The following is a 17,802-nucleotide window of genomic DNA, read 5'->3' on the forward strand; positions in this document are numbered from 1 at the left end:
GCCGGGATCCATAACCACAGGGTCCAGTTGGGAGCCCCGGTATCGGCCGCGTGCCTGTTTCAAACATCACGCGGTATGGGTCCCGGCTTTCGCCGGGACGACACCATTTATGACGCGACCATGTCCTGTCTCGAGCCAAGTAGCCGAGCCGCTTACTTCTTCGCCGGCTCGGTCGGCTTCGCGTCCGCCGGCTTGGCGGCGTCGGCGGCCGGCTTGTCCAGGCGCTCGATCTTGGCGGCCTCGCGCAGCTTGCCGACGTAGTCGGCCTGGGCCTTGCGGGTGACGTAGGTCTCGATCTGGCCCTTGACCTGGTCGAACTCCGGCGGCTTGCGGCTGCGCTTTTCCTCGACCTTGATGACGTGCCAGCCGAACTGGGTCTTCACCGGATCGGAGATCTTGCCCGGCTCGAGCGAGAAGGCGACGTTGGCGAATTCCGGCACCATCTGCTCCTTGGTAAAGAAGCCGAGGTCGCCGCCGTCCGAGGCGCCGGGATCCTTGGACTTCTTCTTGGCGAGTTCGGCGAAATCGGCGCCCTTGGCGAGCTCGGCCTTGACGGCCTTGGCGTCGTCCTCGGTCTCCACCAGAATATGGCGGGCGTGGACCTCCTGCTCGCCACCGATCTGCTTGGCGGCCTCCTCATAGACCTTCTTCATCGCGTCCGGCGTGGTCGCGGCCTTGCCCTCGCTGGCCAGCAGGCTGTCCATCAGCAGCCGGTTGCGGGTGAAGGCGAGGCGCTTCTTGAACTCCTCGCTGTCGGCGACCTTCTTGTCCTCGGCCGCCTTGGCGACCAGCTTCATGTCGATCAGGAACGACAGCACGTTCTCGTCCTTGGTCGCCGGATCCATCTGCGCGAGGCTCTGTCCGAGCTCCTCCTCGGCGAGCGTCACGTCGCTCTTGCGGATCTCGGCGCCGTTCACCTTGGCCAGCACCGGGTTGGCATCGTCGGCGGCGCGTGCGGGCGCGGCAAGCAGGGACAACGCGAGACTTCCGGCGAGAGCGGTGGCAAGGCCGAGGCGCAGGCCGGTTTTCGTAACCGGGAACGACGTGGTCATGGAAAATCCTTGTTGAGAAGAGGGGGCTCGAGGGGGAGGCCTCAGGGCGGCCGGGACACTCGCCCAATCGCCGTGCCTTGGCAACGCGAAAAGTCTGTCAATTTCGTGAAATCGGCGACAGGTTGGCAACGACGGCCCCGCTGTCGGGCGCCGTTGACAACGTTCCCCCCCAGCCATATCTCTGCGCGGTCGCTTCAAGGGCGATGGCGCTTATTTTGCTGCGTTTTTGGCCGTTGAACCCTGGTTTGCCTGTCTCCCACTCATCTGGCGGACGCCGCCCGGCGCCGAAGGTCGAGGCTGGCGCGGGTGCTGCGGTGCATCACGTCGGGAACAGCAAACCCAAACCATGAGTTACGGCTGCAACGCAGACCCATAGAGGCAGGATTTCAGCAATGATCGGCGCGCTCGCCCGTAAGCTATTCGGCTCCGCCAACGACCGTCGCGTCAAGGGTTACCAGTCCCGTGTCAATGCCATCAATGCGCTGGAGCCGGAGCTCGCCAAGCTGACCGACGAGCAGCTCAAGGCTCGCACCGAGGAGTTCAAGAAGCAGCTCGCCGACGGCAAGACGCTCGACGACATCCTGGTCCCGGCCTTCGCCACCGTCCGCGAGGCCTCCAAGCGCACCCTCGGCCAGCGCCATTTCGACGTCCAGCTGATCGGCGGCATGGTGCTGCACGAGGGCGACATCGCCGAGATGAAGACCGGCGAAGGCAAGACGCTGGTGGCGACCCTCGCGGTCTACCTCAACGCGCTCGCCGGCAAGGGCGTCCACGTCGTGACGGTGAACGACTACCTCGCCCGCCGCGACGCCGGCTGGATGAGCCAGATCTACGGCTTCCTCGGCCTGACCACGGGTGTGATCGTGCACGGCCTCGACGATGCCGAGCGCAAGGCGGCCTATGCCTGCGACATCACCTACGGCACCAACAACGAATACGGCTTCGACTACCTGCGCGACAACATGAAGTACCGGCTGGAGGACATGGTCCAGCGCGGGCACTTCTTCGCCATCGTCGACGAGGTGGACTCCATTCTCATCGATGAAGCGCGCACGCCGCTGATCATCTCCGGCCCGCTCGACGATCGCTCGGAGTTCTACAACACCATCGACACCTTCGTGCCGAAGCTCGACAAGACCGACTACGAGGTCGACGAGAAGCAGCGCACGGTGACGCTCACCGAAGCCGGCATGGAGAAGATCGAGACCCTGCTGCGCGATGCCGGCCAACTCAAGGGCGAGTCGCTCTACGACGTCGAGAACGTCTCCGTCGTGCACCACATCAACCAGGCGCTGCGCGCGCACACGCTGTTCACCCGCGACAAGGACTACATCGTCCGCGACGGCGAGGTCGTGATCATCGACGAATTCACCGGCCGCATGATGCCGGGCCGGCGCTATTCGGAAGGCCTGCACCAGGCGCTCGAGGCCAAGGAGCACCAGCCGGTGCAGCCCGAGAACCAGACTCTGGCCTCGATCACCTTCCAGAACTACTTCCGGATGTACGAGAAGCTCGCCGGCATGACCGGCACGGCGGCCACCGAGGCCGACGAGCTGTTCGACATCTACAAGCTCGAGGTGCTGGAGATCCCGACCAACCTGCCGGTCGCGCGTCTCGACGAGGACGACGAGGTCTATCGCACCCAGCAGGAGAAATACGCCGCGATCCTCGCCGAGATCGAGCGGGCGAATTCGCGCCTGCAGCCGGTGCTGGTCGGCACCGCCTCGATCGAGAAGTCCGAGGTGCTGGCCGCCTATCTCAAGCAGCACGGCTACAAGCAGATCGATTTCGGCAGCGAGCGCGCGCTCGACAAGCTCTATGCGGCGGCTCGCGCCGGCAAGCCCGCGAAACTGTTCGCGGTGCTCAATGCGCGCTTCCACGAGCAGGAAGCCTATATCGTGGCCGAAGCCGGCGTGCCCGGCGCGATCACGATCGCGACCAACATGGCCGGCCGCGGCACCGACATCAAGCTCGGCGGCTCGCTCGAGATGCGCCTGCAGCAGGAGACCGCCGGGATCACCGACGAGGCCGAGAAGGCCGCCAAGATCGAACAGATCAAGGCCGACATCGCCCGCTTCCGCGAGATCGTGCTGAAGGCCGAGGAGACGGTCGAGATCGAGCCCGCCAAGGGCTCCAAGCCGGCCAAGACCGTGACCAAGCCCGGCGGCCTCTACATCATCGGCTCCGAGCGCCACGAATCCCGCCGCATCGACAACCAGCTGCGCGGCCGCTCCGGCCGTCAGGGCGACCCCGGCCGGTCGAAATTCTTCCTGTCGCTGGAAGACGACCTGATGCGCATCTTCGGCTCCGACCGGCTCGACAGCATGCTGACCCGGCTCGGCCTGAAGGAAGGCGAGGCCATCATCCATCCCTGGATCAACAAGGCGCTGGAGAAGGCGCAGCAGAAGGTCGAGGCGCGCAACTTCGACATCCGCAAGAACCTCCTGAAGTTCGACAACGTCCAGAACGACCAGCGCAAGGTGATCTTCGACCAGCGCGTCGAGCTGATGCAGGACGAGAGCGTGGTCGAGACGATCACCGACATGCGTCACGCCTTCATCGACGATCTCGTCGCCAAGCACGTTCCCGAGCACGCCTATGCCGAGCAGTGGGACGTCGCCGGCCTGAAAGAAGAGCTGAAGCGCGTGCTCGACATCGACCTGCCGGTCGACGAATGGGCGAAGGAAGAGGGCATCGCCGACGAGGAGCTGCTCAAGCGCATCGAGACCCACGCCGACGAGCGCATGGCCGCCAAGGTCGCGCAATGGGGCCCCGACGTGATGCGCTACGTCGAGAAGACCATCCTGCTGCAGACGCTCGACCACCTCTGGCGCGAGCACTTGGTGATGCTCGACCATTTGCGCCAGGTCATCGGCCTGCGCGGCTACGGCCAGCGCGATCCGCTGCAGGAGTACAAGTCGGAAGCCTTCACGCTGTTCGAGGCGATGATCGCGCATCTGCGCGAGGCCGTCACCGCGCAGCTGATGCGGGTCGAGATCGTGCCACCGGAGGAGCAGCAGCCGGTGCTGCCGCCGATGCAGGCGCACCACGCCGATCCCAGCACCGGCGAGGACGAGATGGCCTTCGCCAACGTGTCACTCGTGCCCTCTTCGGGCGCCGCCCCGGTCCCGGCCGAAGCGCGCAACCCGAACGATCCCTCGACCTGGGGCAAGATTGGCCGCAACGAGGACTGCCCCTGCGGCTCCGGCAAGAAGTACAAGCACTGCCACGGCCGCTACGCGTAAGCGCGGGCCGGGCAGTAACATTCGACGTGCTCGCGTGAAAGGAGCGAAGCGACGGATGGGTGGAAAGACCCGAATGTCGCTCCGCCGATCGAGCTAGATTTAAGAGCCGTCGAGTTCCGAAACTGCCCTTGATTCAGTCAGTTCATTTGGCAACAAAGAAATAGTCTTCGTTACCTGAGAGCGAGCCATAAGAGAACGGCTGTTGCCGGCGATTGGTCGCTAGGAGCACATCGTCTCGCACGAGATCAAACAAGCGACGGACCTCAAGACCGGCGACTTTCAGCCGGCTTGCGAGCGCTATCGCAAACGGGCTGTTGGAGCCATCTCCGTCGAGGGCAGTCTCTCCGTGCTTTGCCGAAAATATAACTAGCGATCCCGGCTCCGGCTCGACGGCAGCCAAGCCGCGCCCTAACGAGCGGGTGGCGATGGTCCGTTTCATCTGACTCAGAAACGGATTGCTGCGACAGGCATCCATGATCACCATGCGCAGCTTCCTTGCACCGTCCGCAGCAGAGATTGCCAAGGAGAGTGGAACGGTCTCAAAATCTACATCTCTGTCAGATTCGAGGTGAGCGTCAACGGGGATCATGTAGTCGGCGCCACCCACTTCGATGCCATGTCCCGAGTAGTAGATGACCGACCAGTCGGCCTCCGAAGACTTCTTCGAGAACTCCAACAACAACTTGTGTAAAGCATCGCGCGACAGGTTCTTTCCTGCGATTACCTCGTCAAACCCGATAGACTTCAGCGTTTGTGAAATGAGGTCTGTGTCTCTCACAGGATTTGGAAGCTCCGGAACGGAACTGTATTTCGAGTTGCCGATCACGAGGGCAACCCGACGGCTGGGTTTAGACCAAATAGGTAGAGAGGCGCCACCGGAAGGCCTCGTAGAGGTTTCAGAAGAAGAAGGTTGATTTAACTTTTCTGCTGTCTGAGCTGAAAGAATTCTCAGCTCTTCGGTGGCTTCTGAGCTGCTCGGTTCAATAGCGAGAGCTATTTGGTATTCCGCTCTGGCTCGATCGAGCTCACCGAGCCCAGCGAGTGATCGGGCCAGATTTAGATGGGACCAAAAGAACCGAGGCTTTAGCTCGATAGCCTTCCTCGCGGCGTTGGCAGCTTCCCCAAAATTCTTCAATCCCAGGAAAGCCGAGGACAGATTGTTGTAGGAGTACGAATAGTTCGGTCGAAGCGATATGCTTGCCCTGCAGTCTGCAACGGCCAGTTCATACAGTCCCTTGACGTGGTATGCCCAGCAGCGCCCGTCCAAAGCGTCGGCAAGCCGAGACTTAGGACTTCTACCTTGAGAGACTACTTCGCTGCAGCCGGATATCCGCTGGTCGGCATCCGACGATTGGCAGCGTTTCCAAGCATCGCTCTCGATAGGCCGCGCATGTACTGAGCATACAGCGGCCGACCACGCACATACCGCTAAGCAGATCAACAAAAATCTGGCGCTTAGACACAAGTTAATGACTCCCCCCGCTTCGATCTCGCTGGATGCTCATCGCCTTTAGTCCACGAACACGGGCATACGACCGTTTGACCAGATCCAACGGGAGCTCACGTGAGCAAGCGGCTGCTGTCAACGCGCTGTTGATCTCGCGGCCGACGTCGGACGTCTGGTCCTCGTCGCTCAGCTTGGTGAACATGATGATATCGGCGCCTGCCTTGACGGCATCGATGGCGGCGGTGGCCGGCGGCTTGGCGTCGAGAATGGCCTTCATGGCGAGGTCATCCGTCATGACCACGCCGTCATAGCCGAGCTCGCGGCGCAGAAGACGGTCGATCGCGTGCGCGCCATTCTGCGTTGCGACACCGCCCCAGCGGCGGGTATTGGCGAGATGGCCGACCATGATCGCCTCGGCCATCCCCCGCCGAATCAGCCGCTTGTACGGCTTCAACTCCGCCGATGACCAGGTGGTCGTGACGTCGGCAATGCCGGCGTGGCTGTCGGCGGTGGACGATCCATGGCCCGGAAAATGCTTGAGCACCGTGATGATGCCCTGCTTCCGGTGCGCCTGGATGAACGCCGTCGCATAGCGCGCGACCGCGCCGGCGTCGCTGCCATAGCTGCGCTGCCGCTGCCCGATGATCGGGTTCGACGGGTTGGTGTCGAGGTCGACCACCGGCGCGAGGTTCATGTTGATGTGCAGCGCCGCGAGCTTCTCGGCGAGAGTTGCGTAAGTCCCGCGCGCCGCCGCGACGGAGCCGCGGGCGATCTCCGCGGCCGACGGCGTCGCCGCAACGCCGATGTTGGGTCCGAGCCGCTCCACCGTGCCGCCCTCATCGTCGATGGCAATGAACGGAGGAGCCGCGCATTTGCAGCCTCGGATCCGCTCGATCATCCCAACGAGATCACCGCGGGTGCCGACATTGCGGCCGAGGATGACGACCCCGCCGATCAGTCCCTCCTCGAGATCGGACAGGACCTGCTGAAATCCAGCATCGGAAGCCTTGGTCCCGAAGAAGCCGGCCATGATCATCGCGCCAACGAGCCGCGACGTTGCCGCTGTGTTGTGGCAGCCGGCAGCAAGGCCGGCGTGGCTCGACACCATCAGCAATACGGTGGCCAGGGAAAGTCGGCCAATTCGTCGGAGCATGGCGGTCCCCGGGCGGCTGTTTCGGCGACCGGCTCGTCTACACCGGTTCGGATCGCGCCGCTGACAAAAGCGGCTCAGATCGTCGCCAGACTGCCGACCTTCGCCCCCTCCGCAATCGTCCGCGGCGCCGCGTTGAGCTGCTCGATCGCAAAGCCTGCGGCCTTCTTGTAGCCCGCCATGAACGCATCGCGCTCGGCGGGTGGGATCACTTCATCGATGTTGGTAAAAGTCCCGCCGCAGCGCTCGTCGACCAGGTTGAGCAATCCGAACGGCCCGGCGCCGCGGTTGCGCAGGATGACCTGCGAGATCGGACCGCACAGCTTCTCGTCATAGGCGGCGAGCGCGGCCGGGGTCACGCCGTGCGCCAGCAGCGAGGCGCCGAGCACGCGGGCGTCGACGATCGCCTGGCTCGCACCGTTGCTCCCCGTCGGATACATCGCATGCGCGGCGTCGCCTATCAGCGCCACCGGGCCGTCGACCCAGGTCGGCACCGGATCGCGGTCGATCATCGGATTCTCATAGGCGCCATCGGCGCCGGCGATCAGCGCGGGCACGTCGAGCCAGTCATAGGTCCAGCCGGCGAAATGATGCGCGAACTCCTTGACCGGCACCTGGCGGAACCAGCCGGTCTGCTTCCAGCCCTCGGTGTTGTCCATCGTCACTTCCGCGATCCAGTTGATCAGCGCCAGCCCCGTTTTCGGGTCGGGATGCGAGATCGGATACACCACGACGCGGTGGCGATGGGTGCCGAGGCCGACGAAGGACGATCCGGTGCGCATCGGCTTCGCCCAGGTGACGCCGCGCCACATCACCGCGCCGCCCCAATGGATCGGCGGCTGCGCCGGGTGCATCTGCGCGCGCACCGCCGAGTGGATGCCGTCGGCGCCGATCAGGAGCCGCCCGCGCTGCTCGGAGCGCGACCCATCGGCATGCTCGACGCGTGCGGTCACGGAGCCGTCCGCATGCTTCTCATAGCCGCTGACGCGGCTGCCGAGCCGCACGCAATCAGCGCCAGCCCGCTGCACCAGCCGGCTGTACAGCAGCATGTGCAGCTTGCCGCGGTGAACCGCATATTGCGGCCAGTTGTAGCCGGCAAGCAGCCCGCGCGGCTCGGAATAGATGTCGTTGCCGTTCAGCCCGACCAGCGCCCATTCCTTCGCGGGCACGCCGACCTGATCGAGATCGTCGGCGCCAATGCCCAGATCATACAGCTCGCGCACGGCATTGGGCTGCAGGTTGATGCCGACCCCGAGCGGCCGCATCTCGCGCACGCTCTCGTAGACGACGCAGGGCACGCCGATCTGCTGCAGGGTGAGCGCGGTCGCCAGGCCGCCGATGCCGCCGCCGGCGATGATGACAGGAAGGTCGGTCATGGGCATGGGTCCGTCGCGCCTGAACTCGGGAAACAAAGCTCGAAAGGAGGGTCGATAGGGATGCTGGCACGACGCGTGCAGCGCGCGGATCGCCTCCCTCGATCCATCCGTGGCCAGCGTTATCCGCCGGTCTGTGGCAAAGGCCTAATTCAGAAGGCCAGCCGAAACAAGGGGAATGGGCAATCCGCGCCGTCATGGTAGGCTGGTGCCATGCACCGTCCAACTCTCTCCCTCTGTGCGGCCCTGTTGCTGGCCGGTCTGGCGAGTCCCGCGACAGCCTTCGACGTCGAGGCTCATCGCGGCGGGCGGGCACTGCATCCGGAGAACACGCTGCAGGCCTTCGCCGCAGCGCTCGCGTTGGGCGTCGATACGCTGGAGCTCGATGTCGGCGCCACGGCCGACGGCGTGCTGGTCGTCTCGCACGAGCGGCGGCTCAATCCCGATCTCGCCCGCGACGCTTCCGGCAACTACGTCGCGCCGCCCGGACCGCTGCTGATCGACCTGCCGCTGGCCGAGGTGCAGTCCTACGATGTCGGCCGGATTCGCCCCGGCAGCGACTATGCCAGGCAGTTTCCGGAGCCGCAGCCGCTCGCAGGCGACGTGCCGCCGCGCATTCCGACCCTGAAGCAGCTGTTCGATCTCGTCAGGCGCTCGGGAGACGACCATGTGCGTCTCAACATCGAGACCAAGCTCGATCCGGCGTTTCCCAACGAAGCGCCTGACCCGGCGCGGTTCGTCAGCCTGCTGCTCGGCCTGATCGATGCTGAGCAGTTCGCGGATCGCGTCATGATCCAGTCGTTCGACTGGCGCACCCTGCAGTTGGTACAGCAACGCGCACCTCGGATTCCAACCGTCTATTTGTCACTGCAGCGGGGCAAGGCGCCGACGGTGTCGTTGACCGCGGCCACCCGCTGGACCGCCGGCTTCAATCCTGCCGATCACGGCGGCTCGCTGCCGCGCACGATCAAAGCGGCCGGGGGCAAGGTGTGGTCGCCCTATTTCGCCGACGTCACGCCGGAGTTGGTCGCCGAAGCGCATGCGCTCGGGCTGCAGGTCGTGGTCTGGACCGTGAACAAGCTGGAGGACATGGCGCGGCTGATCGACACCGGCGTCGATGGCATCATTTCCGATCGGCCGGATGTGCTGCGCAAGGTTGCTGCCGACAAGGGGGTGGCAAATCCAACGGGGGAGCTGCGGCTGCAATCGACGAAGCCAAGGGCGCATCCGGACTAGCGGAGCCGAGAGCTCTCACGCGTCGGAATCCGTGGCTCCTGACAGGATCATAGGCGATGAGGCGCGGCATAGACAGTCGGCTCCCTCTCCTCGTTCTGACGAGGGAGGAGGCCGGGGTGAGGCGCCGCCGCGCGGGGATACTTTGTTGTCCGACCTGTCGTCACTCCCCCTGACTGCACGTTCGATGCATCCGGACACCCAAGCACCGTTCGCGCCAGCCTGGTCAAGCCACCAGCCGTTTGGTCATGAACAGGCTGAGCGGATCGAGTCGGTAGATCCCGAACGGCCCGCAATCCTGATAGCCGGAGCTGCGATAGAGCTGGATCGCCTGCGGCTGTCTGATGCCCACTTCGAGGCTCACGCGGCCAAGCCCGCGACCTTGGGCCTCGTCTTCCAACGTCATGAGGAGCCTGCGTCCGAGCCCACAGCCGCGGGCGGTTTCGCGGACGAACAATCGCTTGATCTCGGCGTGTCCTGGACCAATGAGCCGAAGGGCGATCGACCCGAGCAGCGTCCCGTCACGACGGGCGGCAAAAAATGCGGCCCCGGGCACCGAAAGCGCGTGGGCATCGACGGGATGATTGCTTTCAGCAGGGTATAGCGTCCGCAGAAAGGCATTGGCCTCCGCGATGAGGTCGGCCACATCAGCCTGTCTGGCATCTTCGATCGCGATGGTGATGTCGGTTGGGTTCATCCGTCCCGGCCTGGCAAACGTGACGAAACGCGTCAGCATCGTGCCAGAGCACCACCGTCCCGATCAAATGCCGAGACGGCTGTCTCACCCGGAATCGCGGCTCACTCCATCACCACCTCGTGCCGGATAACGAACGGCGCCAGCAATGTGTGCACCTCGTTCTCGACCGCCTCGCGGCTCTCCGCCGGCACGTTGCGCAAGGTCACCGTCGCGATGCTGCCGTGGCTGCCGTGCGGTCCGACCTTCACGCTGCAATCGATGCCGCGGTCGGTCAGTTGCGACAACACCTTGGCGAACACCCGCGTCGCGGCGTCCCAGCGCAGTTGCGGCTTGAACACCTTGCCGACGCCGGTCACCGGCATCGGATCGATCGGGATGATCTGCACCGGCACCGCGGCGCGCTCCGGAGTGCGGGCGCGTACCCAGTCCTCCAGCTCGCCCGGTTGCACGCTCGCGCCGGGCTTGAGCTGCACATAGCCGATCGGCAGCTCGCCCGCATATGCGTCGGGCTGACCGACCACCGCGGCGAAGCCCACGGCCGGATGCTGGAACAGGATCTCCTCGATCGGCGCCGGATCGATGTTGTGGCCGCCGCGGATCACGAGGTCCTTGGCGCGGCCAGTGATCCACAGGAAGCCGTCGGCATCGAGCCGGCCGAGATCGCCGGAATTGACCCAATGTCCCTGGACGAAGGCGCCCTTGTTGTGGGCGTCGTCGAGATAGCCGGAGAACACGCCGGGCCCGGCCATGATGACGACGCCGATCTCATCCGTTGCGCAATCGCGCTCGTAACGGCCATCGGCATCGAGCTTGACGATCCGCACCTTTGCGTAGGGCAGCGGCAGGCCGACCGAACCGAGCCGGATCGGCTGGTCCGGATAGGCCATGGTGTGCACGCTCGCGGTCTCGGTCATGCCGTAGACCTCGATCACCGGCAGCTTGAGCTTGTCCATGATCGCCTGCCCCACGGCGACCGGAATCGCCGAGCCGCCGCCCGCGGCATAGCGCAGACTGGAGATGTCGGCGGCGCCTTGTGGCACAGCCAGAGTCGCGGCGAGCACGGTCGGCACGCTCGACAGCGTCTCCGGCTTGAAGCGCTCGACCAGGCCCCAGATGTTGCGCACCGCATTCGGATTGCGCCAGCCGGCGCCCGACAGCACGACGAGGGACCCGCCCGCCGACAGCGTCTGCAGCGCCTGGGTCAGCGATCCCCCGACATGAAACAGCGGCATGCCGAACAGCAAGGTGCCGCCGGGCTTGGCCTTCAGGACCAGGTTGATCCCCCAGGCCTGATAGACCTGGTTGCCATGGCTGTGGCGCACCAGCTTCGGCGTGCCGGTCGTGCCGCCGGTGTGGAAATAGGCGGCGGTGTCGCTGGCCTTGATCTGCCGGCCGCTGACGAGATGGTCGCTCGGCTGCGCTCCGATCAGGTCATTGAACGCGTGAATGCCGTTGGCGGGGTCCCCGCCGCCGCCATGCACCTGCACGATCGCCTTGAGGTGCTTGAGGCCGCCGCGCACCTTCTCGACCTTCTGCCAGATGTCGGTGCCGGGCAGGGGGCCGAGCGCCACCAGCACCTTGGTCCTGGCGGCATCGAGAATCTCGGCGATCTGGTGCGGCTCGAGCAGCGGATTGACCGGGTTGGCGATGCCGGCGGCCTCGGCGCCGAACAGCGTGACGAAGGCGTCGGGCACCAAAGGCAGCATGAAGCTGACGACGTCATCGGGGCCGACGCCGAGCGCATGAAACATGTTCGCCGCCTGCGTCACCCGGGCGATGAAGTCGCGATAGGAGATCACGACCGGCGTGTCGGCCGGATCGGCGTTGGGCAGAAACTGGATGGCCGGCGCATCCGGGTTGACCGAGGCGCCGCACTTCAACGCCTCATAGGTGCTCTGCGCGGCGATCCGTTCGCCATACGGCGTCTGCTCGAAGGCGCGGATGTCAGCGGTGCTTGCGAATGTCGGATAATCGCTGCCGATGGCGCGATCGAGCAGGTGAATGCCCATGGCCTGTCCTCCCTGTGTCGTGTCCTCGTCCGGTCGATTGCGGCCGGCGACCGCGCGCGGGCTCTATGCGGCCCGTTCGTCGCGATCGTCACAGGACAGGATGAGGGAGGATTCGTCTTGCGTCTATCCCGGCGTTGCCGGGCGAGCCGACCGATTTGCCGCAGGCGAGGAGACGAGGCGTGGTCAAGTCGTCTTAATGCGACGCGAAGACCGCTCCGATTTCCGCGTCATTGCGAGCGCAGCGAAGCAATCCAGGGTGGTGGGCGGGGCCCTGGATTGCTTCGCTGCGCTCGCAATGACGGGAGGATAGAGCTTAGCCCTGAATGTCGGCAGCGCAGCGTGCCTCAGCTCGCCGCGTCGATCAGATTTTCCAAGAGCCGCTTCAGCTCGCCGGTGGCCTTGTCGCCGTAGTTCTCCAGGATGTGCGCCTCCTGGCTGGCGGCCAGCGAGTTCAGCCGCTTGCATAGCGCCTTGCCATGATCGCTGATGAACATCAGCACCTTGCGCCGGTCGTGGGCGTCCTGGCGGCGGTAGACCAGCGAGTCCGAGACCATGCGGTCGATCATCTTGGTCAGGGTCGGGTGGTTCAGCAGGACCGCGTCGGCGAGATCGCCCATCGAGTGCCCCTCGCCGTCGGAGAGCACCTTGAGGATGCGCCACTGCTCGACGGGCACGCCCTCGGTGCTCAGGCGCGACTCCAGCTGCCGGTTGATCTCCCGGTTGGCCTGCGCGAGCAGGTAGGCGAGATGTTCGGTGAGGGGGCTGTTGGGATGGGGCGGTTTGGCCACGGTGAACTTCGCTTGCGGTCCCGACTTGAATGAATGTCCGGCAGTAGCTGCCCGATCTATATGCATCCCAATTCTTGAACATTCAACATTTTCGAATAGGATATTTGCCGAACGCGTGCTGATTTTTGACGGCGTATGACCGCCGGCCCACAATGGGCCAGACACGGTTGCGGCCAAGGAGTGGGTGTGCTCTCGACAGGATCTGTCACGGCCGGGCGTCTCCGTCTGCCGCCATCCCTGCTGTTCAGGAGCCCGCCCCGGCGGGCCGGCCTTCCTGCACTCGCCCCCTTCGATCCTGACCGTATCCAGCGGCGCGGCTCCCAGAACAGGCTGCGCATCGGCAACTTCCTCACCTTCTCCGGGTCACCCGGCATCTGGGGCCCGGCCGCGACCAATAGCGCGTTGCTCGCGGTGTCCGACATCAACCGCCACGGTGGCATTCTCGGGCGCGAGATCGAGTTGTCGTTCTACGATTCCGGCGGGCCGGCGGACGAGGTGGCCGAGCGCGCCAGGGACGCGCTCGAATTCGACGACATCGACGTGCTCATGGGCTCGCATATCAGCGCGGTGAGGCTGGCGCTGCGCCGGCTCACCCGCGGACGCATCCCCTATGTGTATACGCCGGTCTATGAAGGCGGCGAGCGCACGCCCGGCGTGATGGCGATCGGCGAGACGCCGCACAGCCAGACGCGCCCCGCCATCCACTGGCTGGCGGAGAACAAGCGCGCCCGGCGCTGGTATCTGATCGGCAGCGACTATGTCTGGCCGTGGCAGTCGCACCTCCAGACCAAGACCTTCATCACCGAGGCCGGCGGCCAGGTGGTCGGCGAGGAGTTCGTGCCGGTGGGCGAGGATGATCACGAGGCGCATCTGGCGCGGATCCGCGCCGCCAGGCCCGACGTCGTGCTGATCTCGCTGATCGGCACCGACAGCATTACCTTCAATCGCGCCTTCGGCGAGTCGGGCCTCGCCGCGACCACCCTGCGTCTCGCCGGCGCGGTGGACGAAACGGTGCTGCTCGGCATCGGCGCCGACAACACCGAGAACCTGTATTCGGCCTCCGGCTATTTCTGTTGCATCGGCTCCAAGGCCAATGACGCGTTCATGAGCCGCTACACCGCGATGTTCGGCGCCGATGCGCCGCCGGTCGGATCGGTCGGCCAGTCGAACTACGAGGGCCTGCGCTTTCTCAAGGCGGCGGCCGAGCGCGCCGGCTCGCTGTCCCTGCGACCGCTCGCTGCCGCCGGCCGCAACATCGTCTATTCCGGCGCGCGCGGCGAGGTGACGATCCGGCAGGGCCGCGCCGACATGGCGATGCATCTCGCCGCGGCCGACGGGCTGGACTTCAAGATCATCCGCACGTTCTGAGTAACGCTGCGCCGAGCTCGGCCGGGCTGCGTGCCGCGGTCACCCTCCCCCTCCAGGGGAGGGTGAGCCATCACATTCGCGGCCGCCTGTTCAGTTCAGCCGCAAGGCAATCACGATGACAAGATCTGCCCTCACGCGGCCGCAGCCTTCTTGGCCTGTACGTCGACGGCAGCCGCCGGCGTACCTCCGACCTCACGAATCATCCGGCTGATCGCCTCCTGCGGCATCGGCTTGCCGAACAGGAAGCCCTGTACGCTGCTGCAGCCTTCCTCGCGCAGGAAGGCGAGATGCTGTTCGGTCTCGACGCCTTCGGCGAGCACCGGGATGTTGAGGCTGCGCCCGAGCAGCAGGGTCGCCTTGACGATCGCCGCGGCGTGCACGCTGGTCTCGACCGACTGGATGAAGCTCTTGTCGACCTTGATCTTGTCGAATGGAAACACCTGCAGGGTCGACAGCGACGAATAGCCGGTGCCGAAATCGTCCATCGCCACGGTGACGCCGATCGCCTTCAAGGCCTGCATCACCTGCAGCGCATGCTGGCGGTCGGCGATGATACCGGTCTCGGTCAGCTCGATCTCCAGCCGCTCCGGCGCCAATCCAGTCTCGCGCAGCACCTCGGCGACGCGCTTCGGCAGGTCGTGGTTGAGCTGCATCGGCGCGACGTTGACGGCGACCTTGAACGGCTGGCTCCAGGTCGCGGCGGTGGCGCAGGCGGTGCGCAGCACCCAGTCGCCGATGTCGACGATCAGCCCGGTCTGTTCGGCCATCGGAATGAAATCGTTCGGCGGCACGCGGCCCTTCACCGGATGGTTCCAGCGCAGCAGCGCCTCGAAGCCGACGATGCCGCCGCTCTGCGTGTCGTTCTGAACTTGGTAGTGCAGCTCGAACTCGTTGCGCACCAGCGCGCGCTTGAGGTCGATCGCGAGCTCGGCGCGGCGCCGGCTGGCCTCGTCCATCGACGGCTCATAGGTGCAGATCTTGCCCTGGCCGAGACTCTTGGCGCGGTACATCGCCAGATCGGCGCGGGTGAGAAGCTCGTCCGAGGTCAGGCCGTGGTCGGGATGCAGCGCGATGCCGATGCTGCAGCCGACCGAGAGGCTGCGCTCCTCCCACTCGACGGGCGCCAGCACCAGCGCGCGCATCCGCTCGGCGAACTTCGCCGCCTCGGTGCGCGCGAAGATCTCGCTCTTGACGGCGACGAACTCGTCGCCGCCGATTCGCGCCAGGAACTCGCCCGGCTGCAGCGTCGATGCAATACGCTGTGCGATCACCGTCAGCACCGCATCGCCCGCGGCATGGCCGTGCGCGTCGTTGACGTCCTTGAAGCGATCGAGGTCGATCGCGAGCACCGCCAGATGCGCGGTCTCGTCGCCCTCGGTCAGCAGCGGCGCGAGCCGCTGGCCGAGGCCGCTGCGGTTCGGCAGGCCGGTCAGCGGGTCCTGCAGCGCCAATTGCCGATAGCCTTCGACCGCTTCCTGCGTCGCCTGCATGTCGATCATGTAGGCCGAGGCGGCCATCGCCATGATCAGGCCGATGCCGGTGACGACCGTGACCAGCATCAGGCTGTCCGACAGCGACTGCACCGGCGCGCTGCTGGCCGCCATGGGTGCCAGGGTCAACGCGAGCATGCCGGTGAAGTGCAGGCTCAGGATCGCAAGCACCATCGCGAGCGAGCTGCCATATTTGCAGAAGCGCGTGACGGGACGCGCGATGCGGTTCGCCGCGACGGCACCGAACACCGTTGCAAGCGCGATCGAGAGCCACACCATCGGCACGTTCCAGGTCAGCACGCCGTCGAGCTTGAGCGCGCTCATGCCGCTGTAATGCATGGCGGCGATGCCGAAGCCGAACACCGCGCCGCCGGCCTCGATCAGCGGGCCGCGCTGGGTGCGTGTCGTGATGAAGAAGCCGAGCCACGCAAAGGCCACGGCCAGTCCGAGCGAGGCGACGGTCATCGCCGGCTCGAACGAGCGGTATCCTGGCGTGTCGTAGCCGAGGACCGCGGCGAAGTGCGTGGTCCAGACCGTGCCACCGGCCACGAGGCCGGCCAGAAACAGCAGATGGAAGCGGCGGAGGCCGGCGTTGCGACGGACCCGCGCGAGCAGCCGCATGGACAGAATCGAGCCGAGCACGCAGACGAGCAGTGCGGCGGCGACGTAGCGCAGATCATGATCGGCGGGCAGGCAGGACAGGATCGTCAACATCGGCAATGTACCCTCGCTCAGCCGAGCTACGGTCCGCGGCGGGACCGGTTTTGGCACGCGCGATTCGCGGTTAGCGAAGCGTCAACGCGGGCAGCACCTCCGCCCGCGCCGATCCATGAAGAGGTTTGGAATCCGACCATCGAGGCGCAAGGGCCGCCCCGCTGCAGGGAACTCGGGACATCGTGACGAAACTCCCAGTGCAGGCCGCAGGGCTCGCCGGCACACGGCCTTTTGCGATCCTCCGTGGCCGGAATGGGTTGCCGCTCCATGACGGAATTAATACGATCCGATGTCGTTCACATGAAATTTGGAGTGCCCGGATGCGTGCGCAGTCGCGAGCCCTGTCGAACCCGGTCGCCCTGTGGTGGGCGATGCTGACGCTCGTCAGCCTCGCCAACATCGTGTTCTGGTTCATCCTGTACCGGCAGCTCAACGGCGGCAGCAGTTCGTCGGGTCAGGCGTCCCAGACCAGTTCGATGCTGGCGCTGTCGGCGGCCTATGTGTTCGGCTGCGCCTTCCGCTCGGTGCTGCCGCGCGCCGACGTGCAGCGCATCTGCCTGGTCGACAGCTGGCTGTCGAGCGTGTTCATCGGCCGCACCGTCGCGACCATCGCCGAGATCGCCTTCGCGGCGCAGTGGGCCATCATCCTCGCGCAGCTCGGCGCGATCGCCGATGCCGAGACCGCGGTTAACATGGCCCGCATCATCGTGCCGCTGATCGTCGTCGCGGAGATCTGTTCCTGGTACGCCGTCGTCACCCGGAATTTCCTCTACAACGCGATCGAGAACTCGCTGTGGGCGGTGGCCTTCCTGTTCGTCGGCATCGGCCTCGGCCGGCTGCTGCCGGAGTTCGACGGCCTGGTGCGCGGCCTTCTGATCGCGGGCCTCGTCGGCATCGCCTGCTATCTCGCCTTCCTGGTCGTGATCGACGTCCCGATGTATGTGAAGCGCTGGCGCATCGAGCGCGCCGCCGGCACGCCACTCCTGCATCCGCTCGCCGGTCTGCGCGACTCCGCCACGCGTTGGACCGTCACCCACGAGTTCGAGCACTGGAAGGAAGAGATCGCCTGGATGTCGCTGTATTTCAGCGCCGCCGTCTGGGGCTCGCTGGCGCTATGCGCGCTCTCGGCGATGAACGATCCCCTGCCGCGCGATCGCGCGCAGGCCACCGGTGCACCGCCGGCCATCGTCCAGCACGACGCCGATCGATCCTGACGCGACATCCCGCCGTGACGAT

General features: G+C 65.5%; 12 protein-coding genes. 4 read left to right on the plus strand and 8 right to left on the minus strand.

The window, feature by feature from the left end; genetic code table 11:
- Nucleotides 1-152: 152 nt before the first annotated feature.
- Nucleotides 153-1,052, minus strand: a complete 900-nt coding sequence (locus ACQR13_RS04060) for a peptidylprolyl isomerase (RefSeq protein WP_315751944.1) — start codon at nucleotides 1,050-1,052, stop codon at nucleotides 153-155.
- 392 nt (nucleotides 1,053-1,444) lie between these two features.
- On the opposite strand from ACQR13_RS04060, the gene secA reads away from it, so the two are divergent.
- On the plus strand, nucleotides 1,445-4,297 hold the full coding sequence (secA, locus tag ACQR13_RS04065; RefSeq protein ID WP_315751945.1) for a preprotein translocase subunit SecA: 2,853 nt from the start codon (nucleotides 1,445-1,447) through the stop codon (nucleotides 4,295-4,297).
- Nucleotides 4,298-4,439: 142 nt separating this feature from the next.
- Here the strand turns inward: secA and ACQR13_RS04070 are convergent, their stop codons facing one another.
- The 3 genes from ACQR13_RS04070 to ACQR13_RS04080 all read right to left on the minus strand — a co-directional run bounded on the left by ACQR13_RS04070 (nucleotide 4,440) and on the right by ACQR13_RS04080 (nucleotide 8,270).
- On the minus strand, nucleotides 4,440-5,762 hold the full coding sequence (locus tag ACQR13_RS04070) for a caspase family protein (protein WP_315751946.1): 1,323 nt from the start codon (nucleotides 5,760-5,762) through the stop codon (nucleotides 4,440-4,442).
- Between the two features lies 1 nt (nucleotide 5,763).
- Nucleotides 5,764-6,897 carry a glycoside hydrolase family 3 N-terminal domain-containing protein gene (locus tag ACQR13_RS04075; protein WP_434842296.1) on the minus strand — a complete coding sequence of 378 codons (1,134 nt, stop codon included), beginning with the start codon at nucleotides 6,895-6,897 and terminating at the stop codon, nucleotides 5,764-5,766.
- 74 nt (nucleotides 6,898-6,971) lie between these two features.
- Nucleotides 6,972-8,270, minus strand: a complete 1,299-nt coding sequence (locus ACQR13_RS04080; RefSeq protein ID WP_434842297.1) for a flavin-dependent oxidoreductase — start codon at nucleotides 8,268-8,270, stop codon at nucleotides 6,972-6,974.
- Nucleotides 8,271-8,480: 210 nt separating this feature from the next.
- On the opposite strand from ACQR13_RS04080, the gene ACQR13_RS04085 reads away from it, so the two are divergent.
- The gene (locus ACQR13_RS04085) at nucleotides 8,481-9,503 is read left to right on the plus strand and encodes a glycerophosphodiester phosphodiesterase (RefSeq protein ID WP_316203488.1); all 1,023 of its coding nucleotides are present in this window, start codon (nucleotides 8,481-8,483) and stop codon (nucleotides 9,501-9,503) included.
- A 223-nt stretch (nucleotides 9,504-9,726) separates the two neighbouring features.
- Here the strand turns inward: ACQR13_RS04085 and ACQR13_RS04090 are convergent, their stop codons facing one another.
- The 3 genes from ACQR13_RS04090 to ACQR13_RS04100 all read right to left on the minus strand — a co-directional run bounded on the left by ACQR13_RS04090 (nucleotide 9,727) and on the right by ACQR13_RS04100 (nucleotide 12,994).
- Nucleotides 9,727-10,236: a GNAT family N-acetyltransferase gene (locus ACQR13_RS04090; protein WP_315715210.1), complete on the minus strand. Its 510-nt coding sequence runs from the start codon at nucleotides 10,234-10,236 to the stop codon at nucleotides 9,727-9,729.
- A gap of 62 nt (nucleotides 10,237-10,298) precedes the next feature.
- Nucleotides 10,299-12,206 (minus strand): acyl-CoA synthetase, encoded by a 1,908-nt coding sequence (locus ACQR13_RS04095; RefSeq protein ID WP_434862590.1) that lies wholly within the window; start codon nucleotides 12,204-12,206, stop codon nucleotides 10,299-10,301.
- A gap of 344 nt (nucleotides 12,207-12,550) precedes the next feature.
- Nucleotides 12,551-12,994 carry a MarR family winged helix-turn-helix transcriptional regulator gene (locus tag ACQR13_RS04100; RefSeq protein WP_315715212.1) on the minus strand — a complete coding sequence of 148 codons (444 nt, stop codon included), beginning with the start codon at nucleotides 12,992-12,994 and terminating at the stop codon, nucleotides 12,551-12,553.
- 186 nt (nucleotides 12,995-13,180) lie between these two features.
- On the opposite strand from ACQR13_RS04100, the gene ACQR13_RS04105 reads away from it, so the two are divergent.
- On the plus strand, nucleotides 13,181-14,362 hold the full coding sequence (locus ACQR13_RS04105) for a substrate-binding domain-containing protein (RefSeq protein ID WP_434862591.1): 1,182 nt from the start codon (nucleotides 13,181-13,183) through the stop codon (nucleotides 14,360-14,362).
- Nucleotides 14,363-14,493: 131 nt separating this feature from the next.
- Here the strand turns inward: ACQR13_RS04105 and ACQR13_RS04110 are convergent, their stop codons facing one another.
- Nucleotides 14,494-16,566: a putative bifunctional diguanylate cyclase/phosphodiesterase gene (locus ACQR13_RS04110; RefSeq protein ID WP_434862592.1), complete on the minus strand. Its 2,073-nt coding sequence runs from the start codon at nucleotides 16,564-16,566 to the stop codon at nucleotides 14,494-14,496.
- A 320-nt stretch (nucleotides 16,567-16,886) separates the two neighbouring features.
- Here ACQR13_RS04110 and ACQR13_RS04115 point away from each other — a divergent pair, with 320 nt between their 5' ends.
- A complete protein-coding gene (locus ACQR13_RS04115) occupies nucleotides 16,887-17,780 on the plus strand; it encodes a hypothetical protein (protein WP_315715215.1) in 894 nt (297 codons plus the stop codon).
- Nucleotides 17,781-17,802 lie beyond the last annotated feature (22 nt).

Origin of the sequence: Bradyrhizobium sp. HKCCYLRH3059, assembly GCF_051168035.1 — a bacterium.
Taxonomy (GTDB): Bacteria; Pseudomonadota; Alphaproteobacteria; order Rhizobiales; family Xanthobacteraceae; genus Bradyrhizobium.